This window comes from Ruegeria sp. BG8, assembly GCF_056538325.1.
Genome location: NZ_JBQFSZ010000001.1, coordinates 607,897 through 622,432, shown reverse-complemented (window position 1 = coordinate 622,432; position 14,536 = coordinate 607,897). Strand labels below are relative to the sequence as shown.

The following is a 14,536-nucleotide window of genomic DNA, read 5'->3' as shown; positions in this document are numbered from 1 at the left end:
GCATGCCTCAGACGTTCAGCAGCAAATGCTCGCGCTCCCACGGAGAGATAACCTGCAGAAACTCTTCGTACTCGGCGCGTTTGACGATGCCGTAGACACGGGCGAATTCGGATCCAAGAACCTCGTGCAAAGCAGTCGCCTGATCGAAGAGGTCCAACGCGTTGCCCATGACTTGAGGGATATCCCCGTCGCCCTCATAGGCGTCACCATAGAACTGACGGCGCGGGCGTTCTTGTTGGGTCAGCCCAAGGTACCCACAAGCCAGTGACAGGGCGATGCCCAGATAGGGGTTGCAGTCCATCCCGGCGATGCGGTTTTCGACCCGGCGCGCCTCGGGGCCTGACAGCGGCACGCGGATACCTGTGGTGCGGTTGTCGCGCGCCCATTCCAGATTGATCGGCGCGGCGTGGTCTTTCACATAGCGGCGATACGAGTTCACATAGGGCGCCATCACCGCCAACCCCGAAGGCAGGTGGTTCTGCAACCCGGCGATGAAGTGATAAAACGCGTCCGTTTCTCCACCTTGTGGACCGGAAAAGATGTTCTGACCCGTTTCCATGTCAATGATCGAATGATGGATATGCATGGCCGAACCCGGCTCATCCACGATCGGTTTCGCCATGAAGGTGGCAAAGCAGTTATGGCGCAGCGCGGCCTCGCGGATCAGGCGTTTGAAATAGAACACCTCATCGGCCAGCTTGACCGGGTTGCCGTGGCGCAGGTTGATTTCCAACTGGCCTGCGCCGCCTTCCTGCGTGATGCCGTCAATCTCGAAACCCTGATGTTCTGCGAAATCATAGATGTCATCGATCACCGGGCCGAACTCATCCACGGCGGTCATCGAGTATGCCTGACGTGCAGCAGCAGGGCGACCCGAACGGCCCATCATCGGCTTGATACCCTGAGCGGGGTCGACATTCGGGGCGACCAGAAAGAACTCCATCTCGGGGGCGACGACCGGTTTCCAGCCCTTGTCGTGATACATCTGGACCACGCGTTTCAGCACGTTACGCGGGCTGAACGGGATCGGCTTGTCATCGCGATCATAGGCGTCGTGGATCACCTGCAACGTCCAGTCGCCGGTCCACGGTGCGGCAGAGGCGGTCGAGAAATCGGGCTTGAGGATCATGTCCCGTTCGATGAACCCGTCCTCTCCCGCGGCCTCGCCCCAGTCGCCGGTGATGGTCTGGTAAAAGATGCTGTCGGGCAGATGGAAATAGGCTTGCTTGGCGAATTTCGAGGCAGGCACTGCCTTACCCCGGGCGATGCCCGGCAGGTCAGAGATGATGCACTCGACCTCATCCAGTCGGTGGCCGTCGAAATAGCTGCGGGCTGCCTGCGGCAGCTGTTCTGTCCAGTCGGCCATCAGGCCCTCTCTTTCTTTAGAAACTCCGCCATGAACTGCCCGATTTTGGGGTTGTCGTCATTTGCGGGCAGACGGTTCGTCGCCGTCTGCATTAATTCGTCGGGAACAACGCCTTTGCCGCGCGTCTGGATCAGGCCCTGAATGAAACCATCACCATATTCAGGATGGGCCTGAACCGTCCAGATCGTGTCCCCATAGGCCAACATCGCATTGCGGCAGAAATCATTCGTGCCCGTAACACGTGCACTGTCGGGTAACGCGACAACCTGATCCTGATGCCATGCATTCAGCGTAACAGTCTGGCCATCCAAGTCGTAATCCGTTCGCCCGACGGCCCAGCCGCCCTTGAATTTTTCGACCCTTCCGCCAAGGGCCTGGGCGATGATCTGGTGCCCGAAACAGACGCCGATCAGCGGTTGCCCCTTGTCGCGGATTGCTCGGATCAAATCTTCGAGCAAGGGTATCCACGGATGATCCTCATACGCCCCGTGGCGCGAGCCGGTGATGACCCAACCATCGGCGGCATCGGTGCTGGCGGGGAACTGGCCGTCCACCACGTTGAACGTTTCGAAAGTGAACCCGTTGCCATCCAACAGGTTGCGGAACATGCCGTCATATTCGCCGAATTCGTCGTATAACTCGTCCGGAGGGTGGCCAGTTACAAGGATGCCGATTTTCATGGGTCACCAAATTTGATCAAATTTATTCTACCGCACCGTTTTGAACCGGGCAAGAGGGGTCAGACCGCCTCGACGTAGCTCAGCCAGTGTTCTTCGGGTGAGCGCTCGGAAAAGCGGCGGATTTCCTGCCGTTTGGTCATCGCCATAAACCGGATCAGATCGGCTGGGAAAATGCGCGCGACCTGCGGGTCGGATTCGAAGGCCGAAATCGCGCTGCCCCAGTCCCGAGCCAGTTGCGGCAGCCCGGTGATTTCATAAGCATTGCCGGTGATCGGGGCCGGCGGGTCCATTGCGTCTTCGATCCCGTTCATGGCCGAGCCCAGAACAGCGGCCAGCATCAAGTATGGGTTGATATCCCCGCCCGCAACGCGGTGCTCAATCCGCCGAGCGGCCGGGGCACCGCCGGGAATTCGCAAGGCGGCGGTGCGGTTTTCATAGGCCCAACTTGCGCCCGTCGGCGCGTGGGCACCGGGGACAAGCCGTGTGTAGGAATTGCCATGTGGCGCAAAGATCAAGGTGCTGCCCGGCATGGCCGCCAAACATCCGGTGATGGCGTGGCGCAGCGTTTCGGTTCCCTCGGGACCGCCATTGTCGAAGACATTGCGACCCGCCTGATCGACAACCGAAAAATGCACATGCATCCCGTTGCCAGCATCGTCGGAATAGGGTTTGGACATGAACGTGGCAGTAAACCCATGTTTGCGTGCCAGGCCGCGTGTCAATGCCTTGAAAAGCCACGTGTCATCCGCGCATCGCATGGCGTCCTGGTGGTTCAGGTTGATCTCGAATTGGCCAACTCCACTTTCGGAAATAGCGGTCTGCGCAGGAATGCCCATTGCAGCGCAACCATCGTAGAGATCGGTGAAAAACGCGTCGAAAGCGTCCATCTCGGCCATGGAGAGAACGGCCTCATCCACAAGCCTGCGTCCGGTCAAGGGATTCATCGGCGGCTGAGGTTGTGCGTTTGAGGAGTCCAGCAACGTGAACTCCAACTCGGTCGCTGCAATAACCGACCATCCGCGCTGGGCATAGCGATGCAGAACAGAAGCCAGCGCGTGGCGCGGGTCGCCAGCAAAGGGTTCGCCGTGGTCATCATACAGGCACATGGGCACCAATGCCGTTTCTGTCTCAAGCCAGGGCATCGGCACCGGGCCGCGCTCGGTTGGTAACAGAACCCCGTCGGCGTCGCCGGATTCGAAGACCAGAGGGCTGCCGTCGATATCTGCGCCCCACAGGTCCACGTTCAGCGCGGAAAACGGCATCCGCACCGAGCCTTTTTCCAGCTTGTTGGCATAAGATGGTGGCACGCGTTTACCCCGCATCTGGCCGTTAAGGTCACAGGCTGCAACGCGAAAACTGTGCAAGGCGCTCAGGTCCATCGGGGTCTCCATCACACTGGTTACCCGAGGTTTAGTCGACGCAGCGCGCCTTGTCACGGAATTTGATCAAATTTACCCCGCGCCGTGATCAGACAGCGCGGGGCAGGGCGTCAAGCAAAGCTGACGCCGTTTTCTTCCATCGGATGTTCCGCGACTTGGACCCCCGAAATGGCGCGGATCGCGTTCGCCAGTGCTGGCGCGGACGGAGGCGTGCCGGGCTCACCCACGCCTGTTGGTGCTTCGGCCGATGGCACGATGTGAACGTCGATCGCGGCAATATCGCTAATGCGCAGCGGCTCGTAGTCGGGGAAGTTGAACTGATCGACCGCCCCGCTGGTCAACGTGATCTGGTCGCGCATCGCGTGGCCGATACCATAGCCGATACCGCCTTCCATTTGCGCGCGCACCACGTCGGGGTTCACAGCGATCCCACAGTCGACGGCACAGGTGACCTTTTCGATCTTGATGCCGTTTTCCGGATCGCCCGATATTTCGACAACCTCGGCGGCATAGGATCCAAAGGACTTGTGCACCGCAATGCCCTGGGAACGCCCTGCCGGAGCATTACCCCAGCCTGCCTTCTCGGCCACCAGTTTCAGAACGGCTGCATGGCGCTGCTGATCGGGGTTGGCGCTGTCGGCGAGATGGGCCAGCCGGAACTCGACCGGGTCACGGCCTGCAGCCTCGGCTGCCATGTCCATCATGGTCTCCATCGCATAGGCCGTGTGGGTGTGACCAACCGATCGCCACCACAGGACCGTGGTTGCCTTGGGCGTGTCCGTCAGGCCAATCGACATGCCGGGAATAGCATAGGGATTGTCTGTCACACCTTCGACCGAACTGTGATCAATTCCATCGTGCACCAGAACCGCCTCGAACGGGGTACCCTTGATCACAGACTGACCGGCAATCTGATGCTGCCACCCTACGATATTTCCCTCGTTATCCAGACCGACACGAACTTTGTGGCCGAAAGCTGGGCGGTAATAACCGCTGCGGATATCGTCTTCGCGTGTCCAAACCAGTTTCACCGGGCGAGAGCGGTCGGTCATCACAAAGGCCAACGCGGCCTCGACCTGATAATCCGCATCGGGTGTGGCGCGACGACCGAACGAGCCTCCGGCCAGCATGGTCTTGATGTGGATCTTCTCGGGCGGCAGTTGGAAGATCTGCTGATAGGCCATATGTGGCCCGGTGGGCATCTGTGCACCGTCATGCAGAACAATGTCGCCATCGGCGGTTTGCTCGATGGTGCAGTTCAGAGGCTCCATCGGGGCGTGCGCCAGCAGTGGGAAGTAAAAGGTTTTTTCAACCACCTTGTCCGCGCCGTCGATGGCCGCGGATACGGCGGCCATATCCGCCTTGTTCACATTATACGTCGGCTCGGCGTCCAGTGCAGCCATGATCTCGGCCTTGATCTGGTCCGAGTCGCGGGTCTCGGCGTTGGACATGTCCCAATCGACTTCCAGCGCGTCACGCGCCTGAATCGCGGCCCAGGTGTTTTCAGCATAAACCGCGACACCCGCCTGATTGGGTAGGACGGCTGCGTTGATATAGCCTTTGACCTCTTTCGACGCGCTATCGTCAAAGCCAAGTGCGACACCGCCTTTCGACTCAGGACGTTTGATCATGGCGACCATCTGTTTGGGCAGATGCACATCCATCGCATACATCGCCTGACCATTGCCCTTGATGGCTGAGTCCTTGCGCCGAACGGCTTCGTTGCCAATCAGGCGGAACTCGGACGGATCTTTCAGGCGCGGCTCAGCAGGGGCTTCCATTTGCGATGCGGCGGCCACGAACTCGGCAATTGGCGCGGATTTGTCGCCTGCCTTTACGATGCCTTCCTCGATGGTGATGCCGGACGCATCCACACCCCAGCTTTGAGCTGCGGCGTTGATCAGCATCTCGCGCGCGGCAGCGCCCGCCTGACGGTATTGCATCCACGAGTTGGCCATGGCGGTCGAACCACCGGTGCCTTGGAAGGGGCCGAACAACAGGTTGTTGTAAACGTTCGGATCAGATGGCGCGAACTCATATTCGATCTGATCCATCGTGAGGCCGATTTCTTCGGCGATCAGCGTCGGCAGGCCGGTGGCCGGGCCCTGACCCTTTTCAAAGTGTTTAACGATGGCAGTCACGGTGCCATCCGCGTCGATTTTCACGAATGGATTGAACTGAGCGGTCTCGGACGAGGCCGCTGCAAGCGCGCCATCGGGCCGCGCGCCAACCAGCAGAACGGCACCAGCGGCAGCAGCACCCTTCAGAAATCCACGGCGAGAGGTGTTGATGGTCATGGATCAGGCCTCCATAATTTCGGATGCGCGCTGGATACCGGCGCGGATACGTTGATAGGTGGCGCAACGGCAGGCATTGCCATGCATGTAATCGTCGATCTCTTGGGCAGAAGGTTTGGGGTTTTCAGACAACAACCCAACGGCCGACATCACCTGACCAGATTGGCAATAGCCGCACTGGACCACGTCCAGTTCGACCCACGCTTGTTGGACCGCCGCGCCGATCTTGCCGTCACCAACGGCTTCGATTGTCGTAATTTCAGCGTCTTCGACGTCTTCGATATAGGTCTGGCACGAGCGTACCGGCTCGCCGTTGAGGTGCACGGTGCAGGCACCGCATGATGCTACTCCGCAGCCGAATTTTGTTCCGGTCAGCTGAAGTTCGTCCCGGATTACCCACAGCAAGGGAGTGCCGGGTTCCGCTTCGACCGTGTGGGTCTGGCCGTTCAGTTTCAAGGTCAATGACATGAGGGGGGATTCTCCTGTTCGCGCTGGTTTCCTGAATCGGTAAACTGGCGGGTTTACACTAGGCTGTGATTTGTGATCTGTAAACCCACGAGTTTACCTAGGGTTTGACCTGTCTCTGTCAATGTGGCTATAGGTTTGAATTATGAACGACAGCAGCGCGCCGAATGCGGCCAAACATGCCCAGATCATCGAAGCTGCCGTGGCAGAGTTCCAGGAAAAGGGGTTCGCAGCCGCCAGTATGGATCGTGTATCCGCGCGGGCCGAGGTATCGAAACGCACGCTGTACAAATATTTTGAAAGCAAAGAAAATTTGTTTCGTTCCATAGTGGTAGAGCTGTCCAACCGTTTCGCAGGCGTGCTTGATATCCGCTATGAAAAGGGGCGCGATATACGCGAACAACTGACGGAACTGGCATGGGCCGAGGGTCGTATTCTGATGCTTCCCGAAGTCATGGCGATGTCGCGCATGGTGATCAGCGAAACTTTGCGCAACCCCGTTCTTGCAGCCGCTGCGCAGGGCAAGTTGGACAAGACATCCACCTTCGTTGCCATGTTGCAGGCCGCCGCCGAAGACGGCCAGCTACGTATCGATGATCCCGCCAGTGCCGGGCAAGAGTTCATTGGTCTTATCAAAGCCAAGGCTTTTTGGCCGATGGTTTTTTCGGGAAATGTCCTCAGCCACGATGAAATGGAAGCCACGATCGACAGCAGTGTCGAGATGATCCTGAGCCGATACGGCGTTTGAACTGTGCGTGTTACCGTACGCGGCGGTCCTGTTATTCAGAACGTTGTGTGCTAAAGGAATGGCCGCGCGAATCGGGCGGGCAGTTTTCCGGTTCGATATGTGGTCTTGGGACAGGGCTGCGGTACGAAAGCTCCATCAAAAAGCGGGGGTCATGGTGTGAAAAACAAAATCCAAACCGCCGCGCGCCTCAGCGTAGCACCAATGATGGACTGGACGGATCGCCACTGCCGTTTCTTTCACCGTTTGTTAAGCAATGAGACGCTGCTGTATACCGAGATGGTGACGGCCCCGGCTTTGGTACGCGGCGGGGCGCTGCACCTTTTGGACTACAGCCCACAGGAACACCCGGTTGCATTGCAATTGGGCGGGTCAGACCCGGCCGAATTGGCGCAGGCCGCAAAGTTCGGGGCCGAAGCCGGATATGATGAGATCAATCTAAACTGCGGATGCCCGTCTGACAGGGTTCAATCGGGCACTTTTGGCGCAGTCCTGATGAAGGACCCGGGCCGCGTTGCCGAATGCGTTGCTGCCATGCGCGAAGCGGTTGACGTTGAGGTGACCGTCAAGTGCCGTATCGGTGTGGACGAGCAGAACCCGGAAGAGGTGCTTCCTCAGTTTCTTGAGGCTATTCGCACGGCTGGGTGTCAACGCGTAACGATCCATGCCCGCAAGGCTTGGCTGCAAGGTCTTAGCCCAAAGGAAAACCGGGATATACCACCGCTGGATTACGATCTCGTCTACCGTATGAAAGCGGCTTTTGCGGATATGCATATCTCGATCAATGGTGGGGTGGCGACGCTCGAGGATGCCGCAAAGCACCTGCACGCCGGGCTTGATGGCGTGATGATCGGTCGGGTAGCCTATCATCAGCCTGCCGATATTCTGGCTGGGGCGGATCCGCTGATATTCCAGAAAGGTCAGACAGCAGACCCAGCGGATGTCGTTCAAAAAATGGTGCCCTATGTAGAAAAGCACCTTGCCGCAGGCGGGCGTTTGCATCAGATCACCCGGCACATGTTGGGCTTGTTCGCCGGGCGACCCGGCGCGCGGGCGTGGCGACGCACCTTGTCCGAAGGGGCGGTACAAGATGGCGCAGGCCCCGAGATCATGTTGCAGGCATTGGGCTGCATTGAACCTCTGGCCGAGGTGGAAGTGAACTAAAGACGCGGCCCTTTGGTCGGTATGGGGGAAGAATGCCCGAGACGTTGTTGCTGGCCCAGATGCTGGGCCTTTTGCTTGTGATCGGGGCTTTGGCTGGTGTGCTGGCCGGGTTGCTGGGTGTCGGTGGGGGCATCGTGCTGGTGCCAGCGTTTTTCTATGCCTTCCAGACGTTGGGCTACGGAGGGCCGCAATTGATGCAGCTATGTTTGGCGACGTCGTTGGCCACGATCATCGTGACCTCGATCAGGTCCGTGCTTGCCCATAACAAAAAGGGTGCCGTGGATTGGGAAATCCTGCGCGGTTGGGGGCCGGGTATCGCGATAGGCGCTGTCATCGGTGTGATGATCGCATCGGCCTTACGGACCGAGGCATTGCAGGCCCTGTTCGGAGTTCTGGGGATGGTGATCGGAGCCTACCTTGGGTTTGGTAAGTCCGAATGGCGGCTGGGGGATTCCATGCCCAAGGGGCTGCGTCGCGCAGCCCTGTCGCCCGGTGTCGGTTTCCTATCCGTTTTGATGGGCATCGGAGGGGGCAGTTTTGGTGTCCCCCTGATGAGCCTTTACAACACGCCCATTCACCGCGCCGTCGCCACGGCCGCAGGCTTTGGCGTTATCATCGCCGTGCCGTCCGTTTTGGGTTTCTTGTTCCTTGAGATCGCCGCAGAACATCGCCCGCCTTTTACAATCGGTGCAGTTAACCTTGTCGCCTTTGCCATCGTGGTTGCGATGACCATGATCACAGCGCCTTGGGGCGTGAAACTGGCCCACGCTATGGATCCAAAGCCGCTGAAACGTGTCTTTGCGGTCTTTCTGACGCTGGTCGCTTTGAACATGCTGCGTAAGGCGTTGGGGCTGTGATGGATTTTTGGGAAAAGGGCTGGCTGAAATTCCCCTACGATGCGGCTGTTGCAGACTGGGTGACGCACGCATTGCCAGCGGCTCGCGCTGCGGTCACTGATCCTGCGCAAGCGCAATGGCTCGATTGCGAGGGGACGTGGTTCATCGGCGTGGACGCACTGGATAACGATACCGATGGCCGGGTTGGACAATCCAACGCCTTGGGGGGGCAAGCCATTACGTTTGCAACCGAGCATTACGGTCGCCTTCCGCTCCACAAGGGACAGGTATCGGTCATCTACCCGGGCTATCCACGACCGCGCAGCGGTGAAAGCGAGGCCGCCGGGCGGTACCGTCGCAATCGCGATGCTGCGCATGTGGACGGTTTGCGTCCGACAGGACCGGACCGCAGACGCCGGGTGGATGAGCCTCATGCGTGGATTTTGGGAATTCCGCTCACCGATGCCAGCGAAGACGCCGCGCCCATGGTTTTGTGGGAAGGGAGCCATAAAATACTGCGCGCTGCATTTGCGGCTGCGCTTGAGAGCCATCCGAAAAACGCGCTGGCCGAGGTTGATATCACTGACATTTATCAGACCACGCGCCGCGAAGTCTTTGAGACCTGCCCGCGTCTGGAATTGCCTGCCAAGCCCGGCGAGGCGTATCTTTTGCATCGCCACTGCCTGCACGGCGTTGCCCCTTGGCCCGATACCGCCTCGGCAGGGCCGGACGGTCGGATGATTGCCTATTTCCGCCCTGAGTTCAAAGGGGGTGTGGCCGAGTGGATCGAATCTCCGTAACCTTCTGCCATTATTCGGGTTAGGAGGTTTTAGGTCATGATTACGGTTCAAACAGGTTCGGACGGTGCACAGATTGAGATTGAATTGTCCGGCGAAGTCACAAGTGCAGACTATTCCGAAAGACTAATTCCCGCCATCGAAGCAGCTTTGGCTGAACATGAAACAGTGCGTCTGATGGCAATCGTTCAGCCAGAGTTCAAAGGCTATGACCTTGGTGCCGCATGGTCTGACACCAAGCTTGGCCTTAGCCATTGGCGCGGGTTTGACCGCATCGCGGTCGTGGCAGATCAGGGTTGGGTTCAAACGAGCGTTCGGCTGGCTGCCCCGATCATGCCCTGTCCGATGCAGGTGTTCGAACTGTCCGAAATAGAGTCTGCGCGCCGCTGGATGCGCGAGTCCCTTGGGTCCATTCACGTTACCGACTTGGGTGGGCCTTGTGTCCAGATTAGCCTTTTGGGCAAGTTGGAGCCGGACGAATATGCCAAGGCCGAATCCGATCTGGACACTCTGCTGGCGGCTAAAACCGGCTTTCGCCTCTTGGTCGATCTGCGTGAATTCGATGGCTGGCAAGGGCTTACGGCGCTTGCGGCTCATTTACGATTGGCGAAGGGGCATATCGGGATGCTCGATCGCGCTGCAATCGTTGGCGACAAGGCGTGGCAGCATTTGGCACAACGTGTTGCCAGTCACGTGCTGGGCGCACGGACACAGTTTTTCCCTTCGGAAGAAATGGAAAATGCGAAATCCTGGCTTGCCGCTGGCTGATTGCACTAGTGGTGCGCCGGGTCTGACGTAAAGTCATTCTGGGCCTGGGCATGTTTTGCTTGATTGGTCAGTCAAGAAAGAATTAAGGCTTGCGAGCTTTCCTGCGGTACCACGGCGGGAAAGACAGACACTGAAGCGCGCCGTTGTGGGTTGCCACCCACACACCACTTGTCTTCGAACTTGACCCCCTCGGAGTTCAGACCAACCTGCAACGGCGCAGGCTTATCCGTCGGGTGTGATTTCAGGATTTGTTCATGCGGGCTGCGCGACCACCGCGGCGTTTCGCCAGCTGCGGTTTGCGCGAGGGCAGGGCTTCCATGATTTCCGCCCGCTCCGAGCTGTCCATCTTTGACCAGCGCGAGATTTCGTCGATGGTGCGATAGCACCCAGTACAGATGCGTTCGGTAGGGTGAACGACGCAAATCTGGATGCAAGGGCTTTCGACCTCGTTCCGTTTCCAGACCATGTTTGTCATAGGCGTGTTCCGATCCCTAAAGAAAGCGCAGTCTATCCAGCGCTCCTTGCAGAATATAAGCAGCTGCAACGTGGTCGATAACCTGTCCGCGACGTTTTCGTGTCGTATCCGCCTCAAGTAGTGCCTTTTCGGCCGCAACTGTACTGAGCCGTTCGTCCCAGAAACCAATCGGAACTTCGGTGAGTCGAGACATATTGCGCGCAAAGGCTCGGGTCGATTGACAGCGCGGACCTTCCGAGCCGTCCATGTTCTTGGGCAGGCCCAGAAGTATGCCGCCGATTTCCCGGTCAGCGATGATTTCCAGCAACCGCGCGGAATCCAGTGTGAATTTCTTGCGGCGGACGGTTTCCAAAGGGCTTGCGACACCGCGCATCTTGTCGGATACGGCCACGCCAATGGTTTTTTCACCCAAATCCAACCCTATCAGGGCAGTCATCGGGGATAGAGCGCTCGCAAAGTCTTCAAATGCGTCGTGGATCATTGTGCAATACCGGCCTGCAAAGCCGCTTCGTCGATAAGCTCCAGCGCCTTTGGGTCGTCGGCAAAAAGGGCCGTAGCCTCTTTTTTAATGTCGATCGCGCGCTGGCCTTCGCCAAGTACACCCAGCGCGGCAATCAATCGGGCCCAGTCTTCGGGTGGGCCGCCTTCGGTCGCCAAACGGTCTGACAACTGGTTCACCATTCCCACGATCATTTCCTGACGCTCTTCCGGTGTCAGGGCTGCGGCCGCATCCACATCGTCCTGAGTCGGGCCGCTTCCTGCTGGCAGTTCTGGCGGGTTGAAGACGCCAGCGCGGAATGCCAGCTCGTCCAACTGCGACCGGATCGCCTCGACCCAGGGCGCATCGGCTGGGGAGCTACGCAGGGTGTCGAACCAAATCCGATAAGCGATATCCGGGCGTCCAACCTGGACCATCATTTGCCCAATATAATACTGCGCGGGACCGTGGCGTGGGTTGCGTTGCAAGGCCTGTCGCAATGCTGCCTCAGCCTCGGGTGATACATATCCGTTGACCGAAAGGATCATCATCTCGGCCATGTGGGAATAGGCGTCTGCGTCTGCGGCGTCACCGGACAGTTCGATCACACGCTGCTGGGCCTTGTAAGCAGCCGGGAAATTACCTGCGTTTGCTTCGTGTTGCGCCAGCAATATGTGGCCCTGCAAATCATTCGGTCGCGCGGCGACTGTTTCCCGCAATTGCCCCAAAAGCGCTGCATAGCTTTCTTCAATCTGGGGCTTGGGAACAGGGGGCATATCGGCTTCGGCTTGTGCCTGACTGGGGCGATCGGTGCGCAGTTTTTCAGACATTTCCAGCCGTAGCGACAAAGGCTGGTCCGGCATGCCCGACGCGCCCATCTGTCCGTACATCCAAAAGCCACCGCCAATCAATGTCAGTGCGACTGCGGCCAGGCCAGCTGCGTTTGCCCAGCGGGGCGGCCCGTCCTGAGCACCCTGCGTCTGCATCTGTGCATCTGCCGCCAGAATACGACGAGAGATTTCCGTGCGAACGCGTTCGGCATCGGCCTCACCAATCACGCCGCGCGCCAGATCCCGATCCACGCCAGCCAGTTGCTCGCGATAAACGCGCAGGTCATAGGCCGCTGCCGGTTCGCGCGTCTTGCGCGCCCGGATCATAGAGAGGCCAAGGAAAACTGCGGTAAGCAGTGCGGTAAGGATCAATAAGGCCCAGAAGGTCATGTTTACTCCGAGATACTGCCCTGACTTAGACCCGGGCCTAGCAGGAAAAAAGGGACAAATGGCCGCGAGGCCGCTACATAGCGCAATTATGAACGCTATGTCGCAATAGCGCGATATTATGGCGTTGCGCGGCAGGGGTATGTAATTGTTACACGGCATATCTGCGCCCAATCACCGAACCGGATGGATTCGCTTATGAAACACTACTCAGCCTTTGCAGTGGCGCGCGAAGCGTTACGCTATCACACCGGATGGGAACGCGCATGGCGTTCGCCCGAACCCAAGAAGAAATACGACGTCATAATCGTAGGTGCTGGTGGTCATGGTTTGGCCACGGCATACTATCTTGGCAAGAACTACGGGATCCAAAACGTTGCCGTGATAGAAAAGGGTTGGCTGGGCGGTGGTAACACTGGTCGGAACACGACGATTATCCGGTCGAACTATCTGCAGGATCCATCTGCGGCGATGTATGAAAAGGCGCGCAGCCTCTACGAAGATCTCAGCCAGGAGCTGAACTATAACGTTATGTTCAGCCCGCGCGGCGTGATGATGCTCGCGCAGACGCAGCACGAAATTCGCGGGTACCAGCGCACCGCGCATGCGAACGCCCTGCAAGGCGTCAAGACCGAGTGGATTGGCCCCGAGCGTGTCAAGGAATTGGTCCCGATTATCAATCTGGACGGCCCGCGTTATCCGGTTTTGGGCGCGCTGTGGCAGGAACGCGGCGGCACCGCCCGTCACGACGCCGTGGCGTGGGGTTACGCGCGTGCGTGCTCGGCCATGGGGATGGACATCATCCAGCAGTGCGAAGTGACGGGCGTTCGGTCCGACAATGGGCGTGTTGTCGGTGTCGACACCACAAAGGGTGCGATTGATTGCGACAAGCTGGGTATCGTGGTTGCGGGTCACTCTGGTCAGTTGGCCGAGATGGCGGGCTTCCGTCTGCCGCTTGAAGCGATCGCCCTTCAGGCTTTGGTCTCTGAGCCGATCAAACCTTGCATGGACGTGGTCGTAATGGCCAATACCGTGCACGGCTACATGTCGCAGTCCGACAAGGGCGAGATGGTAATTGGTGGCGGCACCGACGGGTTCAACAACTTCACCCAGCGCGGCAGCTTCCACCATATCGAAGAAACCGTCCGCGCACTGGTCGAGACCTTCCCGATGATCTCGCGCCTGAAAATGTTGCGCCAGTGGGGTGGCATTGTGGACATGACCGGCGATCGCTCGCCCATCCTGTCGAAAACACCGCTGCAGGGCTGCTTTATCAATGGCGGCTGGGGCACCGGTGGCTTCAAGGCGATCCCGGGATCGGGCTGGGGTATGGCGCAGCTGATGGCCACGGGTCATTCGCCGCTGACCGAGGCCTTCTCGATGGACCGTTTCAAAGAGGGTCGCTTCATCGACGAAAGTGTCGCGGCCGGGGTGGCGCACTGATGAAGATTTTTCGTCGAAAAATCTCGCGCCATTGCCACATGGAATTTACAGGCCGCTTCGGCGCGCCTGACGAAAAAAGGATGAACGTATGCTGATCCTGAATTGCCCCTATTGCGGCGTCGATGCCGAAGAAACTGAACTGGCCGCGGGCGGCGAGGCGCATCTGAAGCGTTTTGGCCCTGGCTCGTCGGATGATGAGTTCCACGACTACCTTTTCATGCGTGAAAACCCCAAAGGTGTTCACTTTGAACGCTGGCGCCATGCAAATGGCTGCGGCAAGTGGTTCCACGCCGCCCGCTGCACAAACACGCTGGAGGTGTTTGGCACCTACTCGGCGCAGGTGTTTGAACCGCCGCAAGAGATCAAGGACGCCATCACCGCAAAACGTCCTGGCTGGACCTGGAGAGAGTACGAATGATCCGCCCA

The 14,536-nt window shown here is 58.7% G+C and carries 15 protein-coding genes; 7 read left to right on the top strand and 8 right to left on the bottom strand.

What is annotated here, in order from left to right:
• Positions 1–7: 7 nt before the first annotated feature.
• The 5 genes from ACR0DG_RS03130 to ACR0DG_RS03110 all read right to left on the bottom strand — a co-directional run bounded on the left by ACR0DG_RS03130 (position 8) and on the right by ACR0DG_RS03110 (position 6,190).
• The gene (locus ACR0DG_RS03130; protein ID WP_480694214.1) at positions 8–1,366 is read right to left on the bottom strand and encodes a glutamine synthetase family protein; all 1,359 of its coding nucleotides are present in this window, start codon (positions 1,364–1,366) and stop codon (positions 8–10) included.
• Positions 1,366–2,046: a type 1 glutamine amidotransferase gene (locus ACR0DG_RS03125; protein ID WP_480694212.1), complete on the bottom strand. Its 681-nt coding sequence runs from the start codon at positions 2,044–2,046 to the stop codon at positions 1,366–1,368. The genes ACR0DG_RS03130 and ACR0DG_RS03125 overlap by 1 nt, the downstream gene beginning before the upstream one ends.
• Before the next feature lie 59 nt (positions 2,047–2,105).
• Positions 2,106–3,425 (bottom strand): glutamine synthetase family protein, encoded by a 1,320-nt coding sequence (locus ACR0DG_RS03120; protein ID WP_480694210.1) that lies wholly within the window; start codon positions 3,423–3,425, stop codon positions 2,106–2,108.
• A 110-nt stretch (positions 3,426–3,535) separates the two neighbouring features.
• A complete protein-coding gene (locus tag ACR0DG_RS03115) occupies positions 3,536–5,722 on the bottom strand; it encodes a xanthine dehydrogenase family protein molybdopterin-binding subunit (protein ID WP_480694208.1) in 2,187 nt (728 codons plus the stop codon).
• A 3-nt stretch (positions 5,723–5,725) separates the two neighbouring features.
• Positions 5,726–6,190, bottom strand: a complete 465-nt coding sequence (locus ACR0DG_RS03110) for a (2Fe-2S)-binding protein (protein ID WP_480694206.1) — start codon at positions 6,188–6,190, stop codon at positions 5,726–5,728.
• 142 nt (positions 6,191–6,332) lie between these two features.
• Here ACR0DG_RS03110 and ACR0DG_RS03105 point away from each other — a divergent pair, with 142 nt between their 5' ends.
• The 5 genes from ACR0DG_RS03105 to ACR0DG_RS03085 all read left to right on the top strand — a co-directional run bounded on the left by ACR0DG_RS03105 (position 6,333) and on the right by ACR0DG_RS03085 (position 10,497).
• Positions 6,333–6,935: a TetR/AcrR family transcriptional regulator gene (locus ACR0DG_RS03105; RefSeq protein WP_480694204.1), complete on the top strand. Its 603-nt coding sequence runs from the start codon at positions 6,333–6,335 to the stop codon at positions 6,933–6,935.
• 156 nt (positions 6,936–7,091) lie between these two features.
• Positions 7,092–8,096 (top strand): tRNA dihydrouridine(20/20a) synthase DusA, encoded by a 1,005-nt coding sequence (gene dusA / locus ACR0DG_RS03100; protein ID WP_480694202.1) that lies wholly within the window; start codon positions 7,092–7,094, stop codon positions 8,094–8,096.
• A 32-nt stretch (positions 8,097–8,128) separates the two neighbouring features.
• A complete protein-coding gene (locus ACR0DG_RS03095; protein WP_480694200.1) occupies positions 8,129–8,953 on the top strand; it encodes a sulfite exporter TauE/SafE family protein in 825 nt (274 codons plus the stop codon).
• On the top strand, positions 8,953–9,732 hold the full coding sequence (locus tag ACR0DG_RS03090) for a hypothetical protein (protein ID WP_480694977.1): 780 nt from the start codon (positions 8,953–8,955) through the stop codon (positions 9,730–9,732). The genes ACR0DG_RS03095 and ACR0DG_RS03090 overlap by 1 nt, the downstream gene beginning before the upstream one ends.
• A gap of 36 nt (positions 9,733–9,768) precedes the next feature.
• Positions 9,769–10,497 (top strand): SpoIIAA family protein, encoded by a 729-nt coding sequence (locus tag ACR0DG_RS03085; RefSeq protein ID WP_480694198.1) that lies wholly within the window; start codon positions 9,769–9,771, stop codon positions 10,495–10,497.
• 241 nt (positions 10,498–10,738) lie between these two features.
• Here ACR0DG_RS03085 and ACR0DG_RS03080 read toward each other — a convergent pair whose 3' ends face one another.
• From ACR0DG_RS03080 to ccmI, 3 genes are read right to left on the bottom strand one after another with little or no spacing between them, the layout of a single operon-like run.
• Entirely contained in the window at positions 10,739–10,972 is a 234-nt protein-coding gene (locus tag ACR0DG_RS03080) for a DUF1289 domain-containing protein (RefSeq protein ID WP_480694196.1), read from the bottom strand.
• A gap of 16 nt (positions 10,973–10,988) precedes the next feature.
• Positions 10,989–11,453, bottom strand: coding sequence for a Holliday junction resolvase RuvX (gene ruvX / locus ACR0DG_RS03075; RefSeq protein WP_480694194.1), 465 nt, complete (start codon positions 11,451–11,453; stop codon positions 10,989–10,991).
• Entirely contained in the window at positions 11,450–12,670 is a 1,221-nt protein-coding gene (gene ccmI / locus ACR0DG_RS03070) for a c-type cytochrome biogenesis protein CcmI (protein ID WP_480694192.1), read from the bottom strand. The genes ruvX and ccmI overlap by 4 nt, the downstream gene beginning before the upstream one ends.
• Positions 12,671–12,865: 195 nt before the next feature.
• Here ccmI and ACR0DG_RS03065 point away from each other — a divergent pair, with 195 nt between their 5' ends.
• Entirely contained in the window at positions 12,866–14,110 is a 1,245-nt protein-coding gene (locus ACR0DG_RS03065; RefSeq protein ID WP_480694190.1) for a sarcosine oxidase subunit beta family protein, read from the top strand.
• 88 nt (positions 14,111–14,198) lie between these two features.
• Positions 14,199–14,528, top strand: a complete 330-nt coding sequence (locus ACR0DG_RS03060) for a sarcosine oxidase subunit delta (protein WP_480694188.1) — start codon at positions 14,199–14,201, stop codon at positions 14,526–14,528.
• Positions 14,529–14,536: the final 8 nt, after the last annotated feature.

What these genes read in the sequence shown, in the direction of transcription:
- ACR0DG_RS03130 (WP_480694214.1), bottom strand. Translation starts at nt 1,366, where the DNA reads ATGGCCGACTGGACAGAACAGCTGCCGCAGGCAGCCCGCAGCTATTTC.
- ACR0DG_RS03125 (WP_480694212.1), bottom strand. Translation starts at nt 2,046, where the DNA reads ATGAAAATCGGCATCCTTGTAACTGGCCACCCTCCGGACGAGTTATAC.
- ACR0DG_RS03120 (WP_480694210.1), bottom strand. Translation starts at nt 3,425, where the DNA reads ATGGACCTGAGCGCCTTGCACAGTTTTCGCGTTGCAGCCTGTGACCTT.
- ACR0DG_RS03115 (WP_480694208.1), bottom strand. Translation starts at nt 5,722, where the DNA reads ATGACCATCAACACCTCTCGCCGTGGATTTCTGAAGGGTGCTGCTGCC.
- ACR0DG_RS03110 (WP_480694206.1), bottom strand. Translation starts at nt 6,190, where the DNA reads ATGTCATTGACCTTGAAACTGAACGGCCAGACCCACACGGTCGAAGCG.
- ACR0DG_RS03105 (WP_480694204.1), top strand. Translation starts at nt 6,333, where the DNA reads ATGAACGACAGCAGCGCGCCGAATGCGGCCAAACATGCCCAGATCATC.
- ACR0DG_RS03095 (WP_480694200.1), top strand. Translation starts at nt 8,129, where the DNA reads ATGCCCGAGACGTTGTTGCTGGCCCAGATGCTGGGCCTTTTGCTTGTG.
- ACR0DG_RS03090 (WP_480694977.1), top strand. Translation starts at nt 8,953, where the DNA reads ATGGATTTTTGGGAAAAGGGCTGGCTGAAATTCCCCTACGATGCGGCT.
- ACR0DG_RS03085 (WP_480694198.1), top strand. Translation starts at nt 9,769, where the DNA reads ATGATTACGGTTCAAACAGGTTCGGACGGTGCACAGATTGAGATTGAA.
- ACR0DG_RS03080 (WP_480694196.1), bottom strand. Translation starts at nt 10,972, where the DNA reads ATGACAAACATGGTCTGGAAACGGAACGAGGTCGAAAGCCCTTGCATC.
- ruvX (WP_480694194.1), bottom strand. Translation starts at nt 11,453, where the DNA reads ATGATCCACGACGCATTTGAAGACTTTGCGAGCGCTCTATCCCCGATG.
- ccmI (WP_480694192.1), bottom strand. Translation starts at nt 12,670, where the DNA reads ATGACCTTCTGGGCCTTATTGATCCTTACCGCACTGCTTACCGCAGTT.
- ACR0DG_RS03065 (WP_480694190.1), top strand. Translation starts at nt 12,866, where the DNA reads ATGAAACACTACTCAGCCTTTGCAGTGGCGCGCGAAGCGTTACGCTAT.
- ACR0DG_RS03060 (WP_480694188.1), top strand. Translation starts at nt 14,199, where the DNA reads ATGCTGATCCTGAATTGCCCCTATTGCGGCGTCGATGCCGAAGAAACT.